Below are 19,865 nucleotides of genomic sequence, written 5' to 3' on the forward strand. Positions count from 1 at the left end.
AGTGATATTGTATGAATAATGCGCCAGCACAACGTGAATACTTCTTCGATAGCATCCGCGCATGGCTTATGCTGCTGGGGATCCCTTTTCATATATCCCTGATTTACTCCAGCCACAGCTGGCATGTGAATAGCGTCGAGCCCTCCTGGTGGCTGACGTTGTTCAACGACTTTATCCATGCGTTTCGCATGCAGGTCTTCTTTGTTATTTCCGGCTATTTCTCCTACATGCTGTTCCTGCGCTATCCGCTCAAAAAATGGTGGAAAGTGCGCGTGGAACGCGTCGGCATCCCGATGCTCACGGCCATTCCACTGCTGACGCTCCCGCAGTTCATCATGTTGCAGTACGTCAACGGCAAGGCCGACAGCTGGCACGCGCTTTCAGGCTATGACAAGTTTAATACACTGGCATGGGAGCTGATCTCCCACCTGTGGTTTTTACTGGTGCTGGTGGTCCTGACAACCCTTGGCGTGGTGCTGTTTAAATGGCTGACAGGCCGTCGCCCGGCCGATGGCTCCACCTTTGGTGACACCGTCACATTAGCTCAGCTGTCGATGATTTTCCTCGCGCTCGGCGTGCTTTACGCCCTGATCCGTCGCACCTTGTTGGTGATTTACGCCCCGGTGCTGAGCAATGGCCTGTTTAACTTTATCGTCATGCAGACCCTGTTTTATCTGCCGTTCTTTATTCTTGGCGCTCAGGTGTTTATCAATGCGCGCTTGAAAGCGATGTTCACCACCCCCTCACCGTGGTGCTTCGTGGGCGCTCTGCTAGGCTTTATTGCCTATCGCCTGAATCAGCAGTATGGCTCTGGTGACGGGTGGATGTACGAAGTCGAGTATGTCATTACCATGGTGCTGGGGCTGTGGATGGTCAACGTGGTGTTTTCGCTTGGCCACCGCCTGCTGAACTTCCAGTCGGCACGGGTGACCTATTTTGTGAATGCCTCACTGTTCATTTATCTGGTGCATCATCCGCTGACCCTGCTCTACGGCGCCTGGATAGCCCCGGCGATAAAATCGAACGCGCTCGGATTTGTGACTGGCTTAATCTTTGTGGTGGGTATTGCCGTGGTGCTGTATGAAATTCACCTGCGCATCCCCCTGCTACGCTTTCTCTTCTCGGGGAAGTTTCAGAGCAAAGCCGCTAAACCGCAGGTTTCCGCCAGCTAACTCAACCTACATGTCCGGTCGTTCACCGGCTCAACTCTGGCAGTGAACGACCAGCACTCCCCTTTCGCCGTGATTACTGCGGCTGCAATAACCGACGGTAAATCTCCGCGGTTTCATCATCAAAGCAGACGAAAAAGACCCGCTCCAGCGGGTTATAACGGACCAGAAAGGCATTCACCGTCTGCACCGCAATTTCCGCCGCGGCCTGTTTCGGATAACCGTACACTCCGGTACTGATTGCCGGGAAAGCTATCGACCGATAGCTGTTGGCTGATGCCAGCAGCAGGCTGTTGCGGTAAGCGTCGGCGAGGATCTGCGCTTCATGTTGTTCGCCACCGTGCCAGACCGGCCCGACCGCATGAATAACCGCGCTGGCCGGTAGTTGGCCAGCAGTGGTAATCACCGCATGGCCCGGAGGGCACTCCCCTTGTTGTTGGCGCACTACCTTGCAGGCAGTAAGAAGTTCGGGCCCGGCGGCACGATGAATCGCGCCATCGACGCCCCCACCACCCAGTAGTGAAGGGTTAGCGGCATTGACGATAACATCGACCTCCAGCGTGGTGATGTCGCCGAGAATCACCTCAGGTTTAACCGTCATTTTGCCTCCTGTCGGCTTACGTCTTTACATAATGCATTGTGGCTAATATGGCACGATAGTCCCCAGGACGAAAGTCTGTGTATTTGACCACGGGCAATCGAACAGCGCGGAGTGTCAAGGATATGCTGCAGACTGGCCGCCCGCCATAAGGGATAAGCGTGTAGAAAACAAAACAGGACCTCAGGTCCTGTTTTGGCATTAGGGGGTCGTTAAGATCGCGCCCGGTCGGGCGTTTCATTCACTAAAGCGTCTTTATTTTTTTGCGCTCGCGCGGCCAGCCATAACCCGCAATTTTTCATCGCGTAGCCAAAGACCAGTCCCAGAGCCAGAGAAGGCACCACCACTCGCCAGTCACCGTTGCCAGCAAAGGTGGCACAAGCACCAATAAAGGTGCCGGGGACAAAAGAGAGCAACAGCTTGCGCGCCTGAATACACATCAGGAAGGCGACAACGCCGGTCATCATATAGCCCAGGATCTCAAGATGCGGCGCCAGTGCGCTGCCGTAGATTATGACCAGCGCCCACACCACGCCGCTCATTACCGTACAGGTGGAGATCAACAGCCCTTTCAGACCGCCCTGCGGGCAGGCAAAATAGGCCGTACAGCCCAGGAAACCCGCCCAGCTCAGCAGGCCAAGCGCGACCGCCACCCATCCCCAGAGACCGGAGAGAATGCCTGTCGTTATTGCAATTGCGAGAAGTATGTTCATGGCGCGTATCATAGCAGATACGCGCCGTTCAAATGAGATCTGAAGCACGTTATATGCAAGCAACCATTTTCACTTGCACTTAATGCGTGACTTAAATCACATTTTACTCTTCAGTTTCTTCTTCTAACTCATCCCACATCGCAGAGATCGCTTCGCGCGTCAGCAGGGCCATGGTGCGCCAGAACGGCGTCTCCGCATGGGCTTCGACTTTCCCGAGGAAGGTCCCGCACCACGGCAGAATATAGTCCGCGAACAGGGTTTCCAGGACTTCGCTTTCGTCTTCGGTCGCGTGATCTTCCAGCCAGGAGGCCGCCAGCAGCAAGGAACCAATATGATCGGCTTTGCCTTCGCCAGTCGGGATGCCGTGGGCGCTCAGGAAACCACGCACTTCGGCTTCGCTCGCCCCTTCAACCCATGCGCTACGGTATGGGGGAACGCTGCATTCGTCCCCGACAAACAGCGCGTTATAGTCCGCAGCCAGCGGTTGTACATCGCAGCTTTTTTGCAGACGCTCCAGCAGCTCATCCTGTTCCAGCGGCCAGTTCGCCGCCAGCTTCCCTTCCCGAATCAAGGTAAACAGCGGCACCAGCAGCGGATCCTGAGGTTGGCGATAGTACAAAGAACCCAGTACACGGCAGAGGATTGAAAACTCGTTCATTCAATTATTCCAGTTTTTCACATTAAAGGTCGGCAAATTCAGGGATTGCCGGCATCCCGCGGGACTCAAGGAAATTCAGCAGCCGACGTGGAGAGACGTTAAGGATCCGATCCTCGGGGAAGCCCACTTCATCCAGGATCTTACGGCACGCGGAAAATTCACCCAGGGTAAAGGCGGTGTGCGAATCAGAGCCCAACGCCACCCAGCCGCCGGCATCGCGAACAGCGGCGGCAATGGCCCGGCAGTTATCTTCACTGCCCACGCGCGAGGAGACAAAGGATGAGTTATTGATTTCCAGCGCCACCTGATATTTTGCCGCAGCCGCGGCGATGGCCGGGATATCAACGGGGAATTTCGGGTTGCCCGGATGGCTGATAATGTGTACCGCGCCGCTGGCCATGGTGGCGATCATCGCTTCGGTGTGGGTCGCTTTATCCTGCGGCGGGAACACCGGTTCATGGAAGCCGGCGATGAACAAATCCAGCGACGACAGCATCGGCCCGCTGCAGTCAATTTCGCCCTGGATATTTTTAATATTGGCTTCAATGCCGCGCAAGATGCCAACGCCATCCACCATCCGCGGCCAGATGCGCATATTGACGAAATGCCAGTAGTGCGGTGCATCGGCCATATCCGGACCGTGGTCGGTAATGGCGAAAAGTTTGATCCCCTTGCGCTTTGCTTCAGCAATATAATCGTGCAGGGTACTGTAGGCGTGGGTACTGGCGACGGTATGCATGTGCAGGTCAACAGGATACATCACATTCTCCTTCTCTGTTTGTGGCAAGGATAGCAGGAATCAGGACCTATGATTAGCAAAAACCCCGCCGCAGCGGGGTTATGTCTTAGTATCCGCGCTGACGATCGACCTTCCCGCTTACCGTTTCGCCCCGCTCCAGCTGGCCGATGGTGCCGGCAATATAGGTAATGGCTTCCAGCGGACGCGTGACCGCGGCCACGTGTGGGGTCATGGCTACCCGAGGGTGCGCCCACAGCGGGCTTGCTGCCGGTAACGGTTCACGACTAAAGACATCCAGCATCGCCCCTTTGAGCTTGCCGCTATTCAGTGCCGCTAATAGATCGTCTTCCACAACGTGAACACCACGTGCCAGATTGAGAACATAGCTGTTATCCGGAAGCTGCGCCAACAGCTGCTGGTTAATAATCCCGGCGGTTTCCGCCGTGTTCGGCAGCAGGTTGATCAACACCCGGGTTCCGCCGAGAAACGCGCCCAGCTCATCGGCGCCGGCAAAACTTTGTACCTGCGGCCAGGCTTTGCGGCTGCGGCTCCAGCTACGCAGCGGGAAGCCCCAGACCTGTAACGCTTCGGCGACTTTTGCGCCGAGTACGCCCGCGCCCATAATCCCGATAGTAAAGGTTTCTCGCGGATAGTCGTCCAGCGGTTGCCAGCGCGCTTGCTGTTTTAAGACCTGATAGTCATCAAAGCGACGGAACCAGTGCAATACCTGGCTGACCGCGTACTCCTGCATCTGCTGACCCATTCCGGTGTCTTCGAGACGGAAAAGCGGGATCGACATTGGCAGCATTTCCGGGTGCTGGCGTAGTTTACTGAGGATCGAATCAACGCCCGCTCCGAGGGCAAAGACGGCTTTTAAATCCCGTCCCTGAAGCATTTCGACTGGCGGATGCCAGACCAGCGCGTAATCAGCATGCTGGTTGTCACCGGATTTCCATTCACGTACGCGCGCCCCTGGCAGCCGTTTTTCCAGCTCTGCAATCCAGTAAGCGGTATCAAATGTCGGGTGATAATAAATAATGTCCATCGTGGCTCCTGATAGCTGACGCGTCGTGCAGGTCTACCCAAGCGTCATGTTTTATTTGTTGTTTTCTATTGGGTTGCCAGCATAACAAATTTCATTTTTCTATCGAGTAAAAAGAAAGTGGTGACAAAAAAATCGATTGTCGCGCATTTAAAACGCAAGTTGCGCGAAGTTTGGCTAAACGCACGGTTTTTTGAAAAAGTTGATTGACGAGAGATACGTATTTCCCTAAATTAGCGCCCGTTCCCAGCAGCAACGGGAACGACAATATGGTGAGGTGTCCGAGTGGCTGAAGGAGCACGCCTGGAAAGTGTGTATACGGCAACGTATCGGGGGTTCGAATCCCCCCCTCACCGCCATATTTTAAGAAGAGCTCGTACGCAAGTACGGGCTTTTTTTTTCGCATGTTGCACCCCACCAGGGGGGATGAGAAGCCCCGACCGGGGTTCGACAACTGGCAACGCCAGTTGGACAGACCGCGAACCTGTGAGCGGGCTGCCCGTAGGGCGAGCAAAGCGAGTCAATCCCCCCTCACCGCCATATTTTAAGAAGAGCTCGTACGCAGTCACGGGCTTTTTTTTCGCATGTTGCACCCCACCAGGGGGGATGAGAAGCCCCGACCGGGGTTCGACAACTGGCAACGCCAGTTGGACAGACCGCGAGCCTGCGAACGGGCTGCCCGTCAGGGCGAGCAACGCGAGTCAATCCCCCCCTCACCGCCATATTTTAAGAAGAGCTCGTACGCAGTCACGGGCTTTTTTTTCGCATGCTGCACCCCACCAGGGGGGGATGAGAAGCCCCGACCGGGGTTCGACAACTGGCAACGCCAGTTGGACAGACCGCGAACCTGTGAGCGGGCTGCCCGTAGGGCGAGCAAAGCGAGTCAATCCCCCCTCACCGCCATATTTTAAGAAGAGCTCGTACGCAGTCACGGGCTTTTTTTCGTATGTTGCACCAGTCATTCTGTCAGCATGGTGCGCGCTTCTCCCGGGGGTCGGCATAAATGCCTCGCCCGGGCTACCTTCGCTGTTTCACCTGCCATCCTGTCAGCACGGTGCGCGCTTTTCCCGGGGGTCGGCATAAATGCCTCGCCCGGGCTACTATCGCTACCCTCGCCGTTGCATCCCCACACTGCCATCCACTCTCTGGCAGATGACGCAATATTTGTTAACAAAGCGTTACAACACCGGCAGGTGCAATGAATCGCCTGATGACATTCGCATAGTCTGAAATTGCATTTTCGGATGATATTGAATGTAAATATTTGTATTGCGAATAACACCATTTCTCCTTATTTTTCGCTGCCACAGGAGTTGCGTTTAGAGCCAGACCGTGAGAACAAAAAATAACCACATGATTTAAAGGTGTTAATAGCCATATTTATCAATGTATTACAAATAAAAGCGGGCCAGATCACATTCCTCTCAGCATCGAGATCCTCAGCGGCAAATTTTTACATCCTCTTACATAAAAACGAAAAATTGACGAACAATGTAGAAAAAAAGGAGAAACACCGCACGCAATATACAATGATAATCAATCTCATTATCATCCGCATCTGCGCCTTATTCCTGCATATTATGGAGATAATGAAAATGAATGTTACTTTTTATGGTAGAAAGCGCCCGATAACGCTGCTTTTTGCCAGCTTACTGTCCGCTCCTGCATTGGCCGCCGAACCGACAGAAAATCTCGCTGATGATGAAGTCATGCTGGTCACCGCTGAACAGGAGCTAAAACAGCAACCAGGCGTCTCGATTATCACGGCAGAAGACATTCAAAAAAGCCCCCCGGTGAACGATCTTTCTGACATCATCCGTAAAATGCCCGGCGTAAACCTGACCGGCAACGGTGCCAGCGGCAGCCGCGGTAACAACCGCCAAATTGATATTCGCGGCATGGGGCCGGAAAACACCCTGGTGCTGATCGATGGTGTGCCGGTAAGCTCTCGTAACTCCGTTCGCTACAACTGGCGTGGCGAACGTGATTCTCGCGGCGATACCAACTGGGTCCCGGCGGAAATGGTGGAACGTATTGAGGTGATTCGCGGCCCGGCAGCCGCCCGTTATGGTTCCGGAGCAGCCGGTGGTGTGGTGAATATCATCACTAAGCGCCCTACCAATGATTGGCACGGTTCACTCTCTCTCTTCACCAACCAGCCCGAAAACAGTAAAGAAGGCGACACCCGTCGCGCCAACTTCAACCTCAGTGGCCCGCTGGCAGGCGACGCGCTGACAATGCGTCTGTACGGCAACCTCAACCGCACCGATGCTGATGCCTTTGACATCAATACCGCACAAAACGGCTCCTATGCCGCGGGTCGTGAAGGCGTGCGCAATAAAGACATCAGCGGCGTACTGTCCTGGAAAATGACGCCGACCCAGATCGTTGACTTCTCCTATGCCTACAGCCGTCAGGGAAATATCTACGCCGGTGATACGCAAAACAGCAATAGTAATAGCAGCGCGAACGGTCTGGTTGAATCGTTATATGGCAGCGAAACAAACCGTTTATATCGTCAAAACTACGGTATCACCCATAACGGTATCTGGGACTGGGGAACATCCAGGCTCAACTTTAACTATGAAAAAACCAATAACACGCGCTTAAAAGAAGGTACCGGCGGCAGTACTGAAGGTATGATTAATAGCGATGAGAATTCGACCAGCCGTCTGGAAAGTTATCGCGCGGGCGGGGAGATAAACTTCCCTCTGCAGCTGCTGGTTGATCAAACGGTGACGCTGGGGGCGGAATGGAACCGCGATGAGCTCAACGATCCCGCCTCCATGCAATCCGCAAACACGGACTTATATTTACCGGGTAGCTCAGGTGACCCTTCCCAACGTAGCAGTAAAAACTCCGCCACCATCAGTTCACTCTATTTCGAAGATAATATTGCGGCAACCGACAGCACCGAAATTATTCCGGGTCTGCGCTTTGATTATCACGATCAATTCGGCGCTAACTGGAGCCCCAGCCTGAATATGTCGCAAGGGTTGGGCGAATATTTCGTCTTGAAAGCCGGTATTGCCCGCGCATTTAAAGCCCCCAATCTTTATCAGTCAACGCCAGGCTACCTCCTGTCCACGCGTGGCAACGGCTGCCCGATTGGTCTGAGCCAGTGCTATTTACTTGGTAACGATAACCTCGACCCTGAAATTAGCGTCAACAAAGAAGTGGGAATAGAATTCAGCCATGCAGGTTACACTGCCGGTATTACCTACTTCCGCAATGATTACAAAAATAAAATCGTCTCAGGAACCTCTGCTATTTATAGCAATGGCACCTATAACGTATTGCAGTGGGAGAACGGCGGTAAAGCCATCGTTGAAGGGCTCGAGGGTAACCTGGCCGTTCCTCTGATTGCCGATACGCTGGAATGGCGCACCAACGCGACCTACATGTTCCGTTCTGAAAGCAAAAAAACGGGTAATCCGCTGTCGGTCATCCCGGAATTTACCATCAACTCCCAACTGGAATGGCAAGTCACTCAGGACCTGAGTACCGACATTAACTGGACGCAATATGGTCGCCAGAAACCACGCCAGTATGCTGAAACCACTCTTGAAAACAGAAATGGACTTTCCCAGAAAGAGATTAGTCCTTACTCCATCGTGGGTTTAAACGTCAATTATGACATCACGAAAAACCTGCGCGCCAATGCCGGTATCAACAACCTGTTTGATAAGCGTGTTTACCGCGAGAACGAAGGGGCCTCTACCTATAATGAGCCGGGCCGTGCTTATTACGCTGGAGTCACCATGTCGTTTTAATTGAGGTCATTTCCGTGCCCAGGCGGGCACGGAAAAAATCAATCTTCTTCCATCCGCTGATATTCCTCACTGAGAAAATCCACCAGCGCCCTTACCGACGGCAGCAGGCCACGACGCGAGGCAAAGACCGCATGAATCACTTCCCGCTGCGGCTGCCACGCATCCAGCACTACTTCCAGCGTTCCGGCAGTCAGCTGATCGCGCACCATTAATAAAGGAAGCTGAACCACCCCCACGCCGGCTATCGCTGCTTCGCGCAGTGCCAACATATCCGTCGTGACCATCCGCGGCGTAAAATAGACTTCCGCCCTCGCCCCCTCGGGCCCGCTCAGCTGCCATTTATGCTGATGTTTTCCAGCATCGAGACTCAGCCCCGGCCATGTACTCAGCTGCGATGGCGCCTGCGGCCGCCCCATTCGGGCAATACACGCCGGGCTGGCGACCAGCCGTTGCCCGCGGTCGGCCAGCACCCGCATCACCAGATCGCTATCGTCAAACGGGCGCGGACGCACGCGGATCGCCACATCGATCCCTTCGCCGACAACGTCCACCCGCCGGTTGGTAGCCTCCAGCTGCACATTGACGCCGGGGTAGCGCAGCATAAATCGCGCCAGCATTGGCCCGACGTGGGCATGGAGTAAGGTTACCGGACAGGTGAGCTTCACGCTGCCGCGCGGCTCTGAACGCAACGTTTCCACCGCCTGCTGCGCCGCTTCGGCCTCTATCAGCATCGCTTTGCAGTGCTGGTAGAAGGTCTGTCCCACTTCGGTGACCACGAACTGGCGGGTCGTGCGATGAATCAGCCGTACGCCAAGCCGCTCTTCCAGCTGCGCGATCCGACGACTTAATTTTGATTTCGGCTGATCGAGCGCCCTGCCCGCCGCGGCGAATCCTTGATGGTCGACGACCTGGACAAACCAGGCTAAGTCATTGAGATCCAGCATCCTTCCTCCATTGTTCCATTTTAAGAACAGTATAGGCTACTTTTGCTATCTACCGGTTTATTGGCCACGCATATAAGCTTATGGTCATCAGAAATAGCGATACAGGAGAGCACCATGAAACAGATTACAGGCGTCTACACCGCACCAGCCCAGCATTGGGTGGGGGATGGCTTCCCGGTCCGCTCACTGTTCTCTTACCAGACTCATGGCGAACCGTTAAGCCCCTTCCTGCTGCTGGACTACGCCGGTCCGCACCACTTCCCGGCGGGAAGCGGCAGACGCGGGGTTGGCGAACACCCGCACCGTGGGTTTGAAACCGTCACCATCGTCTATTCCGGTGAAGTTGAGCACCGCGACTCGACGGGTAAAGGCGGGGTCATTGGCCCGGGCGATGTGCAGTGGATGACCGCGGGCGCCGGCATTCTGCATGAAGAGTTCCATTCGGCAGAGTTTACCCGCACCGGCGGCGAACTGAAGATGATCCAGTTGTGGGTCAATCTGCCAGCAAAAGACAAAATGGCTCATCCGGGCTATCAGAGCATTACCGCAGATGTTATCCCGGACGTCGCCCTGGCGGACGGTGCGGGCAATATCCGGGTTATCGCCGGCAGCTATGGCGAAGTGTCTGGCCCTGCGCATACCTTCTCGCCGCTGAACGTCTGGGATATGCAGTTGAATCAGGGCCATGACATTACGCTCCGTCAGCCTGATGGTTGGAGCAGCGCGTTAGTGGTCCTTGAAGGCGAAGTCGCGGTCAATGGTACCGAGCAGGCACGTGAAGGGCAGTTGGTCGTATTGAGCCAGCAGGGAGAAACGATTCATCTCAAGGCAACGGCAAACGCCAAAGTGCTGCTGCTGGCCGGTGAGCCGTTGCAGGAGCCCATTGTGGGTTATGGCCCGTTCGTGATGAATACCAGGCAGCAGATTGCCGAAGCCGTTAGCGATTTTAACAGCGGGCGCTTCGGCCAGATCTGACTTCAGCGTCTTCCGGCCTGCCAGCGTAGTGCTAAAGCAGCGCAAACAGCTTGATTCTCTGCGTTAAAATCACTGCCCCGTCGGTTTTCTGCGGGGCAGTGTTCATTGCTTGACCGAACGGTAAAGAAAGAATAAATACTGCTTGACCGTTTTAGCGCAACTCCCTATAGTAGCGCCCCGTTGCCCACCCAAGGTGAGCAGCAAAACAATATGGTGAGGTGTCCGAGTGGCTGAAGGAGCACGCCTGGAAAGTGTGTATACGGCAACGTATCGGGGGTTCGAATCCCCCCCTCACCGCCATATTTTAAGAAGAGCTCGTACGCAAGTACGGGCTTTTTTTTTCGCATGTTGCACCCCACCAGGGGGGATGAGAAGCCCCGACCGGGGTTCGACAACTGGCAACGCCAGTTGGACAGACCGCGAACCTGTGAGCGGGCTGCCCGTAGGGCGAGCAAAGCGAGTCAATCCCCCCTCACCGCCATATTTTAAGAAGAGCTCGTACGCAGTCACGGGCTTTTTTTTGCATGTTGCACCCCACCAGGGGGGATGAGAAGCCCCGACCGGGGTTCGACAACTGGCAACGCCAGTTGGACAGACCGTGAGCCTGCGAGCGGGCTGCCCGTCAGGGCGAGCAACGCGAGTCAATCCCCCCCTCACCGCCATATTTTAAGAAGAGCTCGTACGCAGTCACGGGCTTTTTTTTCGCATGTTGCACCCCACCAGGGGGGATGAGAAGCCCCGACCGGGGTTCGACAACTGGCAACGCCAGTTGGACAGACCGTGAGCCTGCGAACGGGCTGCCCGTCAGGGCGAGCAACGCGAGTCAATCCCCCCCTCACCGCCATATTTTAAGAAGAGCTCGTACGCAGTCACGGGCTTTTTTTTCGTATGTTGCACCAGTCATTCTGTCAGCATGGTGCGCGCTTTTCCCGGGGGTCGGCATAAATGCCTCGCCCGGGCTACCAACACCAGTTGGACAGACCGTAAGCCCCGACCGGGCTACCAGCAGCCCTCAACCCCCGCGAAGCAAAAATCCGACAATCGTCGTTTTTTATCGACAGCACATTACGTCATCGTTATTCACACATTAAGCATTACCACTAACACCTAAAAACATAAACCAGTCATTTACTCCATTAAAAACACACAAACATCCGGTTAATGCCATCAATGCGACCTACAATGCTCTCTTTGTTGTGTAGATCGCATTCGTTGACAAATCTATACTTGGCGCCAAATTGACTGCCAAAGGCCTGAACATGACGTTCTCTTCTTCACAAACAAAACGCGGCGTGACCCCGGCAAAAGCCATGGTCGCCGCCATCAGCGGCTATGCAATGGACGGCTTTGACCTGCTGATCCTCGGTTTTATGTTACCGGCCATCAGCGTTTCACTCGCCCTCAGCACCTCGCAGGCCGGTTCACTGGTGACATGGACGCTGATCGGGGCGGTGCTGGGTGGGATTATCTTCGGCCACCTTAGCGATCGCCTTGGTCGCATTCGCGTCCTGACCTTCACCATTCTGATGTTCTCCGTCTTTACCGGCCTGTGCGCCGTCGCTCAGGGCTACTGGGATCTGCTGGCCTACCGCACGCTGGCGGGAATGGGGTTAGGCGGTGAATTCGGCATTGGCATGGCGCTGATTGCTGAAGTCTGGCCGGCGCACAAACGCAACCGGGCCTCTGCCTGGGTGGGCATCGGCTGGCAGCTGGGCGTTCTGCTTGCCGCCTTTATCACCCCGCTGCTGCTGGATATTATCGGCTGGCGCGGAATGTTCCTCGTCGGCCTGCTGCCGGCGCTGGTGTCATTTGCCATCCGTCGTGGAATGGGCGAGCCGGAAGCGTTTACCAAAGATATCGATACCACCCAGCAGCTCTCATTCTCGTCGCGGATCAAAATGCTGCTCTCCGACCGCGCCACCTCGAAGGCCAGCCTCGGTATCTTTATTCTGTGCTCGGTGCAGAATTTTGGTTACTACGGCCTGATGATCTGGATGCCGAGCTATCTGTCATCCAACTTTGGTTTTTCGCTCACCAAATCAGGCGTATGGACCGCCGTCACCGTCGTGGGAATGACCTTCGGTATCTGGTTGTTTGGCGTGCTGGCGGACCGTTTCGCGCGCTGGAAAATCTTCCTGATTTACCAGGCCGGCGCGGTCGTGATGGTGATTATCTACGCCCAACTGCGTGATCCAACCATTATGCTGTTTACCGGAGCGTTAATGGGCATGTTCGTCAACGGAATGATCGGCGGTTACGGCGCGCTGATCTCGGATACCTATCCGCTGCAGGTCCGCGCGACGGCGCAGAACGTCCTGTTCAACCTTGGTCGGGGCGTCGGTGGTTTTGGTCCTCTGGTGATTGGTCTGTTCGTCAGCCACTGGTCCTTTACCGCCGCCATCACCCTGCTGGCGCTGCTCTACCTGCTGGATATTTTCGCCACCCTGTTCCTGTTGCCAAAAAGCCAGGGAAATGAGGATGCGCTGGGCGCCATTGGCTAACCCGCAATACTAAGCAAAGCGTGGTTCACGGGAACCACAAAACAACAAAGCCCGGGTTTCCCCGGGCTTTGCACACTAATTAGCCGCTAGTAGTAAGCTTTCAGCGTTCGCTGGCAGAGCATCGAACGGACGCAATCATCGGCGGTAAAGCGCACGATACCGATCATCTCGTCTTCCTCAAAACGTCCCAACGCATCGACCAGGCCAGATTTCACACCAGACGGTAAATCACACTGGGTAATGTCGCCATTGACGATGACCGTGACGTTCTCCCCGAGGCGGGTCAAAAACATTTTCATTTGCGCAGCCGTCACGTTCTGGGCCTCGTCCAGAATCACCACGGCATTTTCAAATGTACGTCCGCGCATGTAGGCGAACGGCGCGATTTCCACCTTGCCAATTTCCGGTCGCAGGCAGTACTGCATAAAGGAAGCGCCCAATCTCCGCACCAGAACGTCATAAACCGGTCGGAAATAAGGAGCGAACTTCTCGGCGATATCTCCCGGTAAGAAGCCGAGGTCTTCGTCGGCCTGCAGAACGGGACGGGTAACAATAATCCTGTCCACATCTTTGTGGACCAGGGCTTCGGCTGCTTTCGCGGCGCTAATCCAGGTTTTACCGCACCCGGCTTCGCCCGTGGCAAAAATCAGCTGTTTATTGTCGATGGCATTCAAATAATGCGCCTGAGCATCATTGCGTGCTTCAATTGGGGAAGTATCACGGCTATCCCGCGCCATGCCAATTGCTTCTACGCCACTCATGTGCACCAGCGATGTGACCGATTCTTCTTCGCGTTGCTTATGACTGCGCGAATCGCGTCTCAGCACACGTTTTGCTTCACGACGAGCTTTGGTCACTGCTTTTTGTCTTCCCATGGATAGCACCTTGCGTTGTTGGTTTACATCACACGCGTCACTATCGACGCGACTATGCGCACAAACGATTGAGGTTTGGCTTCCTTTTAAGCCATTGCTTGCCTGTTGAATTGACAATGAGTCACGGCTACGCGCACCGCGTACCCTGTCAGGGTTCGGATGTTCTGTCGTGGTGGAAAGGGGTGAATTTACGGTGACGAAGTCGCTGCCGGAGGTTTTCCCTCCGCGCTGAAGAGTACGGCGTGTTGTTTTGCGTTGTCCGGTACAGGACCCTACCATTCGCGATCTCCATAGTGAAACGACATCACTGCCGGGAACTACCGCGTCTGTAATAATTACATCAAAAATCGTCTAAGATGCAACTAATTTTTTACACAAACGCAACAAATAATTCCCCGAACAGCTGAAGAGAGTTTCCGTCATTTAGATTACAGAAAAATAACACAAGGCAGGAAATACAAAAAAAGAATGGAAAAACAGCAGAAAACGCCCTGCCCTTACGGGCAGAGCGATCAGGCTTCAAGCAGAGATTGTCCCAGGTAGTGCTGGCTGTCGATAACCCCCGGCAACACAAAGAAATAACCGCCGCCAATCGGTTTGACGTACTCCTCCAGCGCCTCGCCATTCAGGCGCTTTTGCACCGTCAGGAATCCCTTCTCGAGATCGTGCTGATAGCAGACAAACAGCAGCCCCATATCCAGCTGACCGGAGTTGGTTACCCCTAATGAATAGCTGTAACCGCGGCGCATCATCAGGCTCGACTGGGTCTGCGGGGTCCGCGGATTTGCCAGTCGAATGTGGCTATCCAGGGCGATAGTATCGCCGTTGGGATCGTTGCTGTAATCCGGCACATCGTGCTCGTTCTGCATCCCCAGCGGCGCGCCGCTGTGCTTATCCCGGCCAAAAATAGTCTGCTGCTCTTTCAGCGGAGTACGATCCCAGAACTCCACATGAAACTGGATGATACGCGCCGCCTGATAGCTGCCGCCGGTCGCCCACGCGGGCTCGCCCTGCCCGGCAGTGACCCACACCACCTCATCCATCAACGCCTTATCGGTACTGAGCGGATTCGCGGTGCCATCTTTAAAGCCCAGCAGGTTCACCGGCGTCTCTTTGCCTTTACTCTGCGCGGCGCTACTGGAGATAAACCCTTCACGCTTCCAGCGCACGCTCAGTAGATCCGGGGTGTGTTTAATCACATCGCGCAGCGCGTGGATGACCGTATCCTGAGTATTGGCACAGATTTGCAACAGCAGATCGCCATGACAGAGCGCGGCGTCCAGTGAATCGTTGGGGAAACGGGTCATCGGTTGCAGCTTTTTCGGCGCGTGATTCGCCAGTCCGTAACGCTGGTCAAACAGCGAATGGCCCAGCGACACGGTCACCGTCAGGTTGTCCGGCGATATCCACGGTCCGAGGATCCCTGAATCCATTGGCGGCAGGCGCGGATTCGGCGTATCCGGCGCCGGGCCACCTTTGGTCAGAAAGGCAATGCGCTGGGTCAGCAGACGAAACAGCCGTTCAAGATCGGCTTTATCACTGGCCAGCACATCAAAGGCCACCAGCATCATCGATGCCTGCTGCGGCGTCAGTACGCCCGCCTGGTGCTGCCCGTAAAAAGGCTGCACCTCGGCTCGCGCGTCAGGAGACAGCACGCCCGGCGCGCTACCGCCCTTCGCCGCGTGCGCCACCGGACAGCCACCAGCAATGGCCAGCGCGCCACCGAGCGCGCCGATCCCTTTTAATAATTGACGACGTGAAGGTTCATCCACGTCGAATTGCTTCTGTTCTGCCATCGACTTAATCCAGACCGAGGATCCCACGCAGCTGCGCCAGATCTTCCGCCAGAGTGGTGATCGGCCCTTTCAACGCATTACGATCCGCATCGGTCAGCTTGTCATAGGTTTCGAAGCCGTCTTTAGTGCGGTATTTGCTGAGAATGCCGTCAACTTTCTTGAAGTTAGCGTCAATTTTCGCCAGCAGCGCGCTGTTCTCTTTTTGCAGCTGCGGACGCAGCAGGTCAACAATCTTCTGCGCGCCGTCAATATTGGCCTGGAAGTCCCACAGGTCGGTGTGGCTGTAGCGATCTTCTTCCCCGCTGATTTTGCTGGCCGCCACTTCTTCGATAAGGCCAGCCGCGCCGCCCACCACTTTAGACGGCGGGAAGGCCAGCTCGCTGATGCGTTTTTGCAGCTCCAGCACATCGTCGTTCAGCTGAGTAGCATACTGCTCCATCCCCTTGACGCTGTTGTCGCCAAACAGGGCTTTTTCCAGACGGTGGAAGCCGGTAAATTTCGGATCTTCCGCCTTCTTCTCATAATCGTCTTCACGGGCATCAATGCTGCCGTCAAGGTCGGAGAACAGCTCGGCGATAGGCTCGATGCGCTCATAATGCTGACGCGTCGGCGCATACAGCGCTTTGGCTTTTTCGATATCGCCCGCTTTCACCGCATCGGTAAAGGCTTTAGTACCGCTGACCAGCGCAGCAGTCTCTGCGGTGACATAGGCTTTATAGGCGGTGATCGCCTCGCCCAGGCTCAGCACCGCATCGGCTTTAGCCGCGTCTTTGGTGGCCTCGCCGGTGACAATCAGCTTACCTTTCGGGTTGGTCAGCAGGCCACAGGTCATGTCATATTCGCCCGGCTGTAGGTTTGCCGTCAGCTTTTGGGTGAAGCCAGGCGCAATATTTTCGCGCTCTTCCACCACCATCACGCCCTTGAGGATCTCCCACTCCAGCGCTTTCTGGCTATGGTTCTGAATAATGAACTGTGTTTTACCCGCCTTCACGGTCACGTTCATTGGTTCACACTGTTTATCATTGACGGTGACTTTTACCTGCGGAATATCCGCAGCCTGTGCGTAAAAGGCAGAGCTGAACAACGCTGCGACGGCAAGCTGCAGCGCATTACGGCGAAAATGAATCATCATGATCATCCCTTTCGGTAAGTAGATGTAACCCAAAATCCTGCGGAGCTCTATTTAAGAGGAGCCGTGCGCGAGGTTGCTGTATTGCTACGCGGCGGCAGGGCAAACAGCACCAACGCCGGAATCAAATAGATAAAGTACACCGCCACTTCGCTGACGGTCGGCGTTTCCTGGTATCCGAAGATCCCTTCAAGCAGCGTACCGAACAGGGTGTGCGTCGACAGCACGCCGCTCAGATCGAATGCGACGTCCTGGAAATGGTTCCACAGACCGGCTTCATGGAACGCGCGAATCGCCCCGGCAGCCAGACCCGCCGCCACCAGCAGAATAAACAGGCTGGTCCACTTAAAGAACACCCCAAGATTAAGGCGAATACCGCCCCAGTACAGCAGGAAACCGAGGACAATAGCGGTCGCCAGTCCGAGCATCGCCCCGATCGGCGGCCAGATCCCAACATCTTGCTGAAAGGCTGCCAGCAGGAAAAACACCGACTCCAGCCCTTCCCGCGCCACGGCGAAAAAGACCATCAGGATCAGCGCCCAGCCGTGGTTGTTGCCTTTCTGCAACGCGTTATCCACCGCCTGTTCCAGCTGCTGCTTCACGTTGCGTGACACTTTGCGCATCCAGAACACCATCCAGGTCAGGATGCATACCGCCACCAACGCGACGATGCCTTCGAACAGCTCCTGTTCGCGCTGCGGAAATTCACCGGTGGTTTCGTTGATGAAGATCCCAAGGCCCAGACACAGTGCTGCGGCCAGGATAACGCCGATCCACATCACACCAATCCAGTTGCCGCGCTGGGTGCGTTTGAGATAGCTGGCAATCAGGCTGACAATCAGCGCCGCTTCCAGCCCTTCGCGTAACATTATGAGAAATGGAACAAACATGCCGACACCCTTCAATGTGAATCGCAGTCAGTGGATGCAAAGATAGGTAAATATTTCTGATAGTGATTATCATTACAATAATCAGAAACACAAGTGAAATGTAGAGAGAATGGTGACGAGTTGTAAATTAATCGCTGCAAAATAATTACTTACGGGATTATCTGTCTGCGCGTCGGCCAGGCCAGTCGGGCTGGCGATTTTTCGCCTCAGATATTTACCGAACTGACCGGCTGTGGCTAAATAGCGGCCTTATTGACCTGCGAAATGAATAACATGACACAATTTTTGCACTTCCTGCTGGCGCTGGTGGTTATCCTTGCCCTCGCCTGGCTGGTCAGCTATGACCGACAAAAAATCCGCATTCGCTATATTATCCAGCTCATTATCATTGAAATTGCCATGGCATTCTTTTTCCTCCACGCCGAAAGCGGCCTGTGGATAGTGAAAAATATTTCCAGCTTCTTTACCTCTTTACTCGGCTTTGCCGCCGAGGGCACCAATTTTGTATTTGGCGGCATGAGCGAAAAAGGGATGGCCTTTATTTTCCTCGGCGTGCTGTGCCCGATTATCTTTATTTCTGCGCTGATCGGCATCCTCCAGCACTGGCGCATCCTGCCGATCTTCATCCGCGTGATTGGCACCCTGCTGTCGAAAGTCAACGGCATGGGCAAACTCGAATCCTTTAACGCCGTCAGCTCGCTGATCCTCGGGCAGTCCGAGAATTTCATCGCCTATAAAGGGGTGCTGGGCGACCTCTCCTCGCGCCGACTGTTCACCATGTCCGCAACCGCAATGTCGACAGTGTCGCTCTCCATCGTCGGCGCTTATATGAGCATGCTCGATGCGAAATATGTGGTAGCGGCGCTGATCCTTAATATGTTCAGCACCTTTATTGTGCTGTCGATTATTAACCCGACGCGTCCGGGCAGCGAAGAGGAAATTAAGCTCGAGAAGCTGCACGAATCGCAAAGCTTCTTTGAAATGCTCGGCGAATATATTCTCGCCGGCTTCAAAGTGGCGATGATTATTCTGGCCATGCTGATTGGCTTTATTGCCATCATCAGCGCCATTAATGCCCTGTTTGCCACGCTGTTTGGCCTTAGCTTCCAGCAGATCCTCGGCTATGTCTTTTATCCGCTGGCCTGGCTTATCGGTATTCCTCTGAGCGATGCGCTGAACGCCGGCAGTATTATGGCCACCAAGCTGGTGGCTAATGAGTTCGTCGCCATGCTTGAACTGCAAAAAATTGCCGCCAGCATGACGCCGCGCGGGCTGGGGATCCTTTCGGTATTCCTGGTCTCTTTCGCCAACTTCGCCTCAATTGGCATCATTGCCGGGGCCATTAAGGGGCTGAACGAAAAGCAAGGGAATATCGTTTCCCGCTTCGGCCTGCGTCTGGTTTACGGCGCTACCCTGGTGAGCCTGCTTTCCGCCAGCTTTGCCGGACTGGTGCTGTAACCATCTGAACTCAAACCGAATCCCGGCGAAGCGCAGCGCCAGCCGGGATTATCCCTCACACCATCAGAAATGAACGCAGACCGGCTGGTCGACACGCATTACCGACTCCTGAGCAAAGCGTGATTTATAGAGGTTACGCAGCGCTTCAATCCCCTCTTCACTCTTGCCGTCTTTACCGTGGATCAGCATCAGCGCTTTGCTCTGCTCGCGGGCCACGCTGCCATCATTACCCAGCCACTGGCCACGAGCATCAAACACCGTCAAGCCATCGCGAAAGCGTAGCGTCACGTCCCGGTCGACAAACTGCTGCCACTCCTGAGCGGTAATATCTTTCCCCGCCGGACGGCTTAAACCGAAATAGAGCGTGGTCTGTACCATGGCATTGTCCGCCGGGCATGCCGCGCTGGCCGGAACCGGGGCACTGTTCTTCGCCGGAGCCACACAGCCGCCAAGCAGCCCTGCCATCACCAGCACCATCGCACCCTGTCTGAACGTCATTTTGCTATCCTCATTGTTTTTTGTGCCACGATATCAGCGTATTTTCAGCGAATTAGCAAGAGGATCAAAAAAGCCCGCTGGACGCGGGCTTGAGGGAAAGCGGGGGT

The 19,865-nt window shown here is 54.9% G+C and carries 16 protein-coding genes, 2 tRNA genes and 3 other RNA genes; 10 read left to right on the forward strand and 11 right to left on the reverse strand.

Going from position 1 to position 19,865, the window contains the following annotated elements; genetic code table 11:
- Positions 1-11: 11 nt before the first annotated feature.
- Entirely contained in the window at positions 12-1,172 is a 1,161-nt protein-coding gene (gene mdoC, locus ACMYSP_RS03130) for a glucans biosynthesis protein MdoC (protein WP_434585507.1), read from the forward strand.
- Between the two features lie 73 nt (positions 1,173-1,245).
- Here mdoC and ymdB read toward each other — a convergent pair whose 3' ends face one another.
- The 5 genes from ymdB to ghrA all read right to left on the reverse strand — a co-directional run bounded on the left by ymdB (position 1,246) and on the right by ghrA (position 4,922).
- On the reverse strand, positions 1,246-1,770 hold the full coding sequence (gene ymdB / locus ACMYSP_RS03135; RefSeq protein WP_434585508.1) for an O-acetyl-ADP-ribose deacetylase: 525 nt from the start codon (positions 1,768-1,770) through the stop codon (positions 1,246-1,248).
- 209 nt (positions 1,771-1,979) lie between these two features.
- Positions 1,980-2,492, reverse strand: coding sequence for a DUF1097 domain-containing protein (locus ACMYSP_RS03140; protein WP_434585509.1), 513 nt, complete (start codon positions 2,490-2,492; stop codon positions 1,980-1,982).
- A 91-nt stretch (positions 2,493-2,583) separates the two neighbouring features.
- Positions 2,584-3,138: a TorD/DmsD family molecular chaperone gene (locus tag ACMYSP_RS03145; protein ID WP_434585511.1), complete on the reverse strand. Its 555-nt coding sequence runs from the start codon at positions 3,136-3,138 to the stop codon at positions 2,584-2,586.
- Between the two features lie 22 nt (positions 3,139-3,160).
- Entirely contained in the window at positions 3,161-3,898 is a 738-nt protein-coding gene (locus ACMYSP_RS03150; RefSeq protein WP_434585513.1) for a phosphatase, read from the reverse strand.
- Positions 3,899-3,983: 85 nt separating this feature from the next.
- Positions 3,984-4,922, reverse strand: a complete 939-nt coding sequence (gene ghrA, locus ACMYSP_RS03155; protein WP_434585515.1) for a glyoxylate/hydroxypyruvate reductase GhrA — start codon at positions 4,920-4,922, stop codon at positions 3,984-3,986.
- 268 nt (positions 4,923-5,190) lie between these two features.
- Here ghrA and ACMYSP_RS03160 point away from each other — a divergent pair.
- The 4 genes from ACMYSP_RS03160 to ACMYSP_RS03175 all read left to right on the forward strand — a co-directional run bounded on the left by ACMYSP_RS03160 (position 5,191) and on the right by ACMYSP_RS03175 (position 8,692).
- Positions 5,191-5,278 (forward strand) — tRNA-Ser (locus tag ACMYSP_RS03160).
- A gap of 47 nt (positions 5,279-5,325) precedes the next feature.
- Positions 5,326-5,459, forward strand: a non-coding RNA gene (locus ACMYSP_RS03165) — RtT sRNA.
- A gap of 229 nt (positions 5,460-5,688) precedes the next feature.
- A non-coding RNA gene (locus ACMYSP_RS03170) (RtT sRNA) lies at positions 5,689-5,822 on the forward strand.
- 692 nt (positions 5,823-6,514) lie between these two features.
- A complete protein-coding gene (locus ACMYSP_RS03175) occupies positions 6,515-8,692 on the forward strand; it encodes a TonB-dependent siderophore receptor (protein WP_434587004.1) in 2,178 nt (725 codons plus the stop codon).
- A 38-nt stretch (positions 8,693-8,730) separates the two neighbouring features.
- Here ACMYSP_RS03175 and ACMYSP_RS03180 read toward each other — a convergent pair whose 3' ends face one another.
- Entirely contained in the window at positions 8,731-9,636 is a 906-nt protein-coding gene (locus ACMYSP_RS03180; RefSeq protein WP_434585517.1) for a LysR family transcriptional regulator, read from the reverse strand.
- Between the two features lie 114 nt (positions 9,637-9,750).
- On the opposite strand from ACMYSP_RS03180, the gene ACMYSP_RS03185 reads away from it, so the two are divergent.
- The 4 genes from ACMYSP_RS03185 to ACMYSP_RS03200 all read left to right on the forward strand — a co-directional run bounded on the left by ACMYSP_RS03185 (position 9,751) and on the right by ACMYSP_RS03200 (position 13,112).
- Positions 9,751-10,611 carry a pirin family protein gene (locus ACMYSP_RS03185; RefSeq protein WP_434585519.1) on the forward strand — a complete coding sequence of 287 codons (861 nt, stop codon included), beginning with the start codon at positions 9,751-9,753 and terminating at the stop codon, positions 10,609-10,611.
- Between the two features lie 212 nt (positions 10,612-10,823).
- Positions 10,824-10,911, forward strand: a tRNA-Ser gene (locus ACMYSP_RS03190).
- A gap of 47 nt (positions 10,912-10,958) precedes the next feature.
- A non-coding RNA gene (locus ACMYSP_RS03195) (RtT sRNA) lies at positions 10,959-11,092 on the forward strand.
- Between the two features lie 778 nt (positions 11,093-11,870).
- Positions 11,871-13,112: an MFS transporter gene (locus ACMYSP_RS03200; protein WP_434585521.1), complete on the forward strand. Its 1,242-nt coding sequence runs from the start codon at positions 11,871-11,873 to the stop codon at positions 13,110-13,112.
- 86 nt (positions 13,113-13,198) lie between these two features.
- Here the strand turns inward: ACMYSP_RS03200 and phoH are convergent, their stop codons facing one another.
- The 4 genes from phoH to efeU form a co-directional block, all read right to left on the reverse strand.
- Entirely contained in the window at positions 13,199-13,987 is a 789-nt protein-coding gene (gene phoH / locus ACMYSP_RS03205; RefSeq protein ID WP_434585522.1) for a phosphate starvation-inducible protein PhoH, read from the reverse strand.
- Positions 13,988-14,499: 512 nt separating this feature from the next.
- The gene (gene efeB, locus ACMYSP_RS03210) at positions 14,500-15,783 is read right to left on the reverse strand and encodes an iron uptake transporter deferrochelatase/peroxidase subunit (protein ID WP_434585523.1); all 1,284 of its coding nucleotides are present in this window, start codon (positions 15,781-15,783) and stop codon (positions 14,500-14,502) included.
- Between the two features lie 4 nt (positions 15,784-15,787).
- On the reverse strand, positions 15,788-16,915 hold the full coding sequence (gene efeO / locus ACMYSP_RS03215; RefSeq protein WP_434585525.1) for an iron uptake system protein EfeO: 1,128 nt from the start codon (positions 16,913-16,915) through the stop codon (positions 15,788-15,790).
- Positions 16,916-16,962: 47 nt separating this feature from the next.
- Positions 16,963-17,802, reverse strand: coding sequence for an iron uptake transporter permease EfeU (gene efeU, locus ACMYSP_RS03220; protein WP_434585527.1), 840 nt, complete (start codon positions 17,800-17,802; stop codon positions 16,963-16,965).
- 273 nt (positions 17,803-18,075) lie between these two features.
- Here efeU and ACMYSP_RS03225 point away from each other — a divergent pair, with 273 nt between their 5' ends.
- The gene (locus ACMYSP_RS03225; RefSeq protein WP_434585529.1) at positions 18,076-19,260 is read left to right on the forward strand and encodes a NupC/NupG family nucleoside CNT transporter; all 1,185 of its coding nucleotides are present in this window, start codon (positions 18,076-18,078) and stop codon (positions 19,258-19,260) included.
- A gap of 63 nt (positions 19,261-19,323) precedes the next feature.
- Here the strand turns inward: ACMYSP_RS03225 and ACMYSP_RS03230 are convergent, their stop codons facing one another.
- Complete coding sequence (locus ACMYSP_RS03230) at positions 19,324-19,758, reverse strand: DUF3574 domain-containing protein (protein ID WP_434585531.1); 435 nt, start codon at positions 19,756-19,758, stop codon at positions 19,324-19,326.
- Positions 19,759-19,865 lie beyond the last annotated feature (107 nt).

Origin of the sequence: Klebsiella sp. R390 (genome assembly GCF_051131745.1) — a bacterium.
Lineage (GTDB): Bacteria > Pseudomonadota > Gammaproteobacteria > Enterobacterales > Enterobacteriaceae > Klebsiella.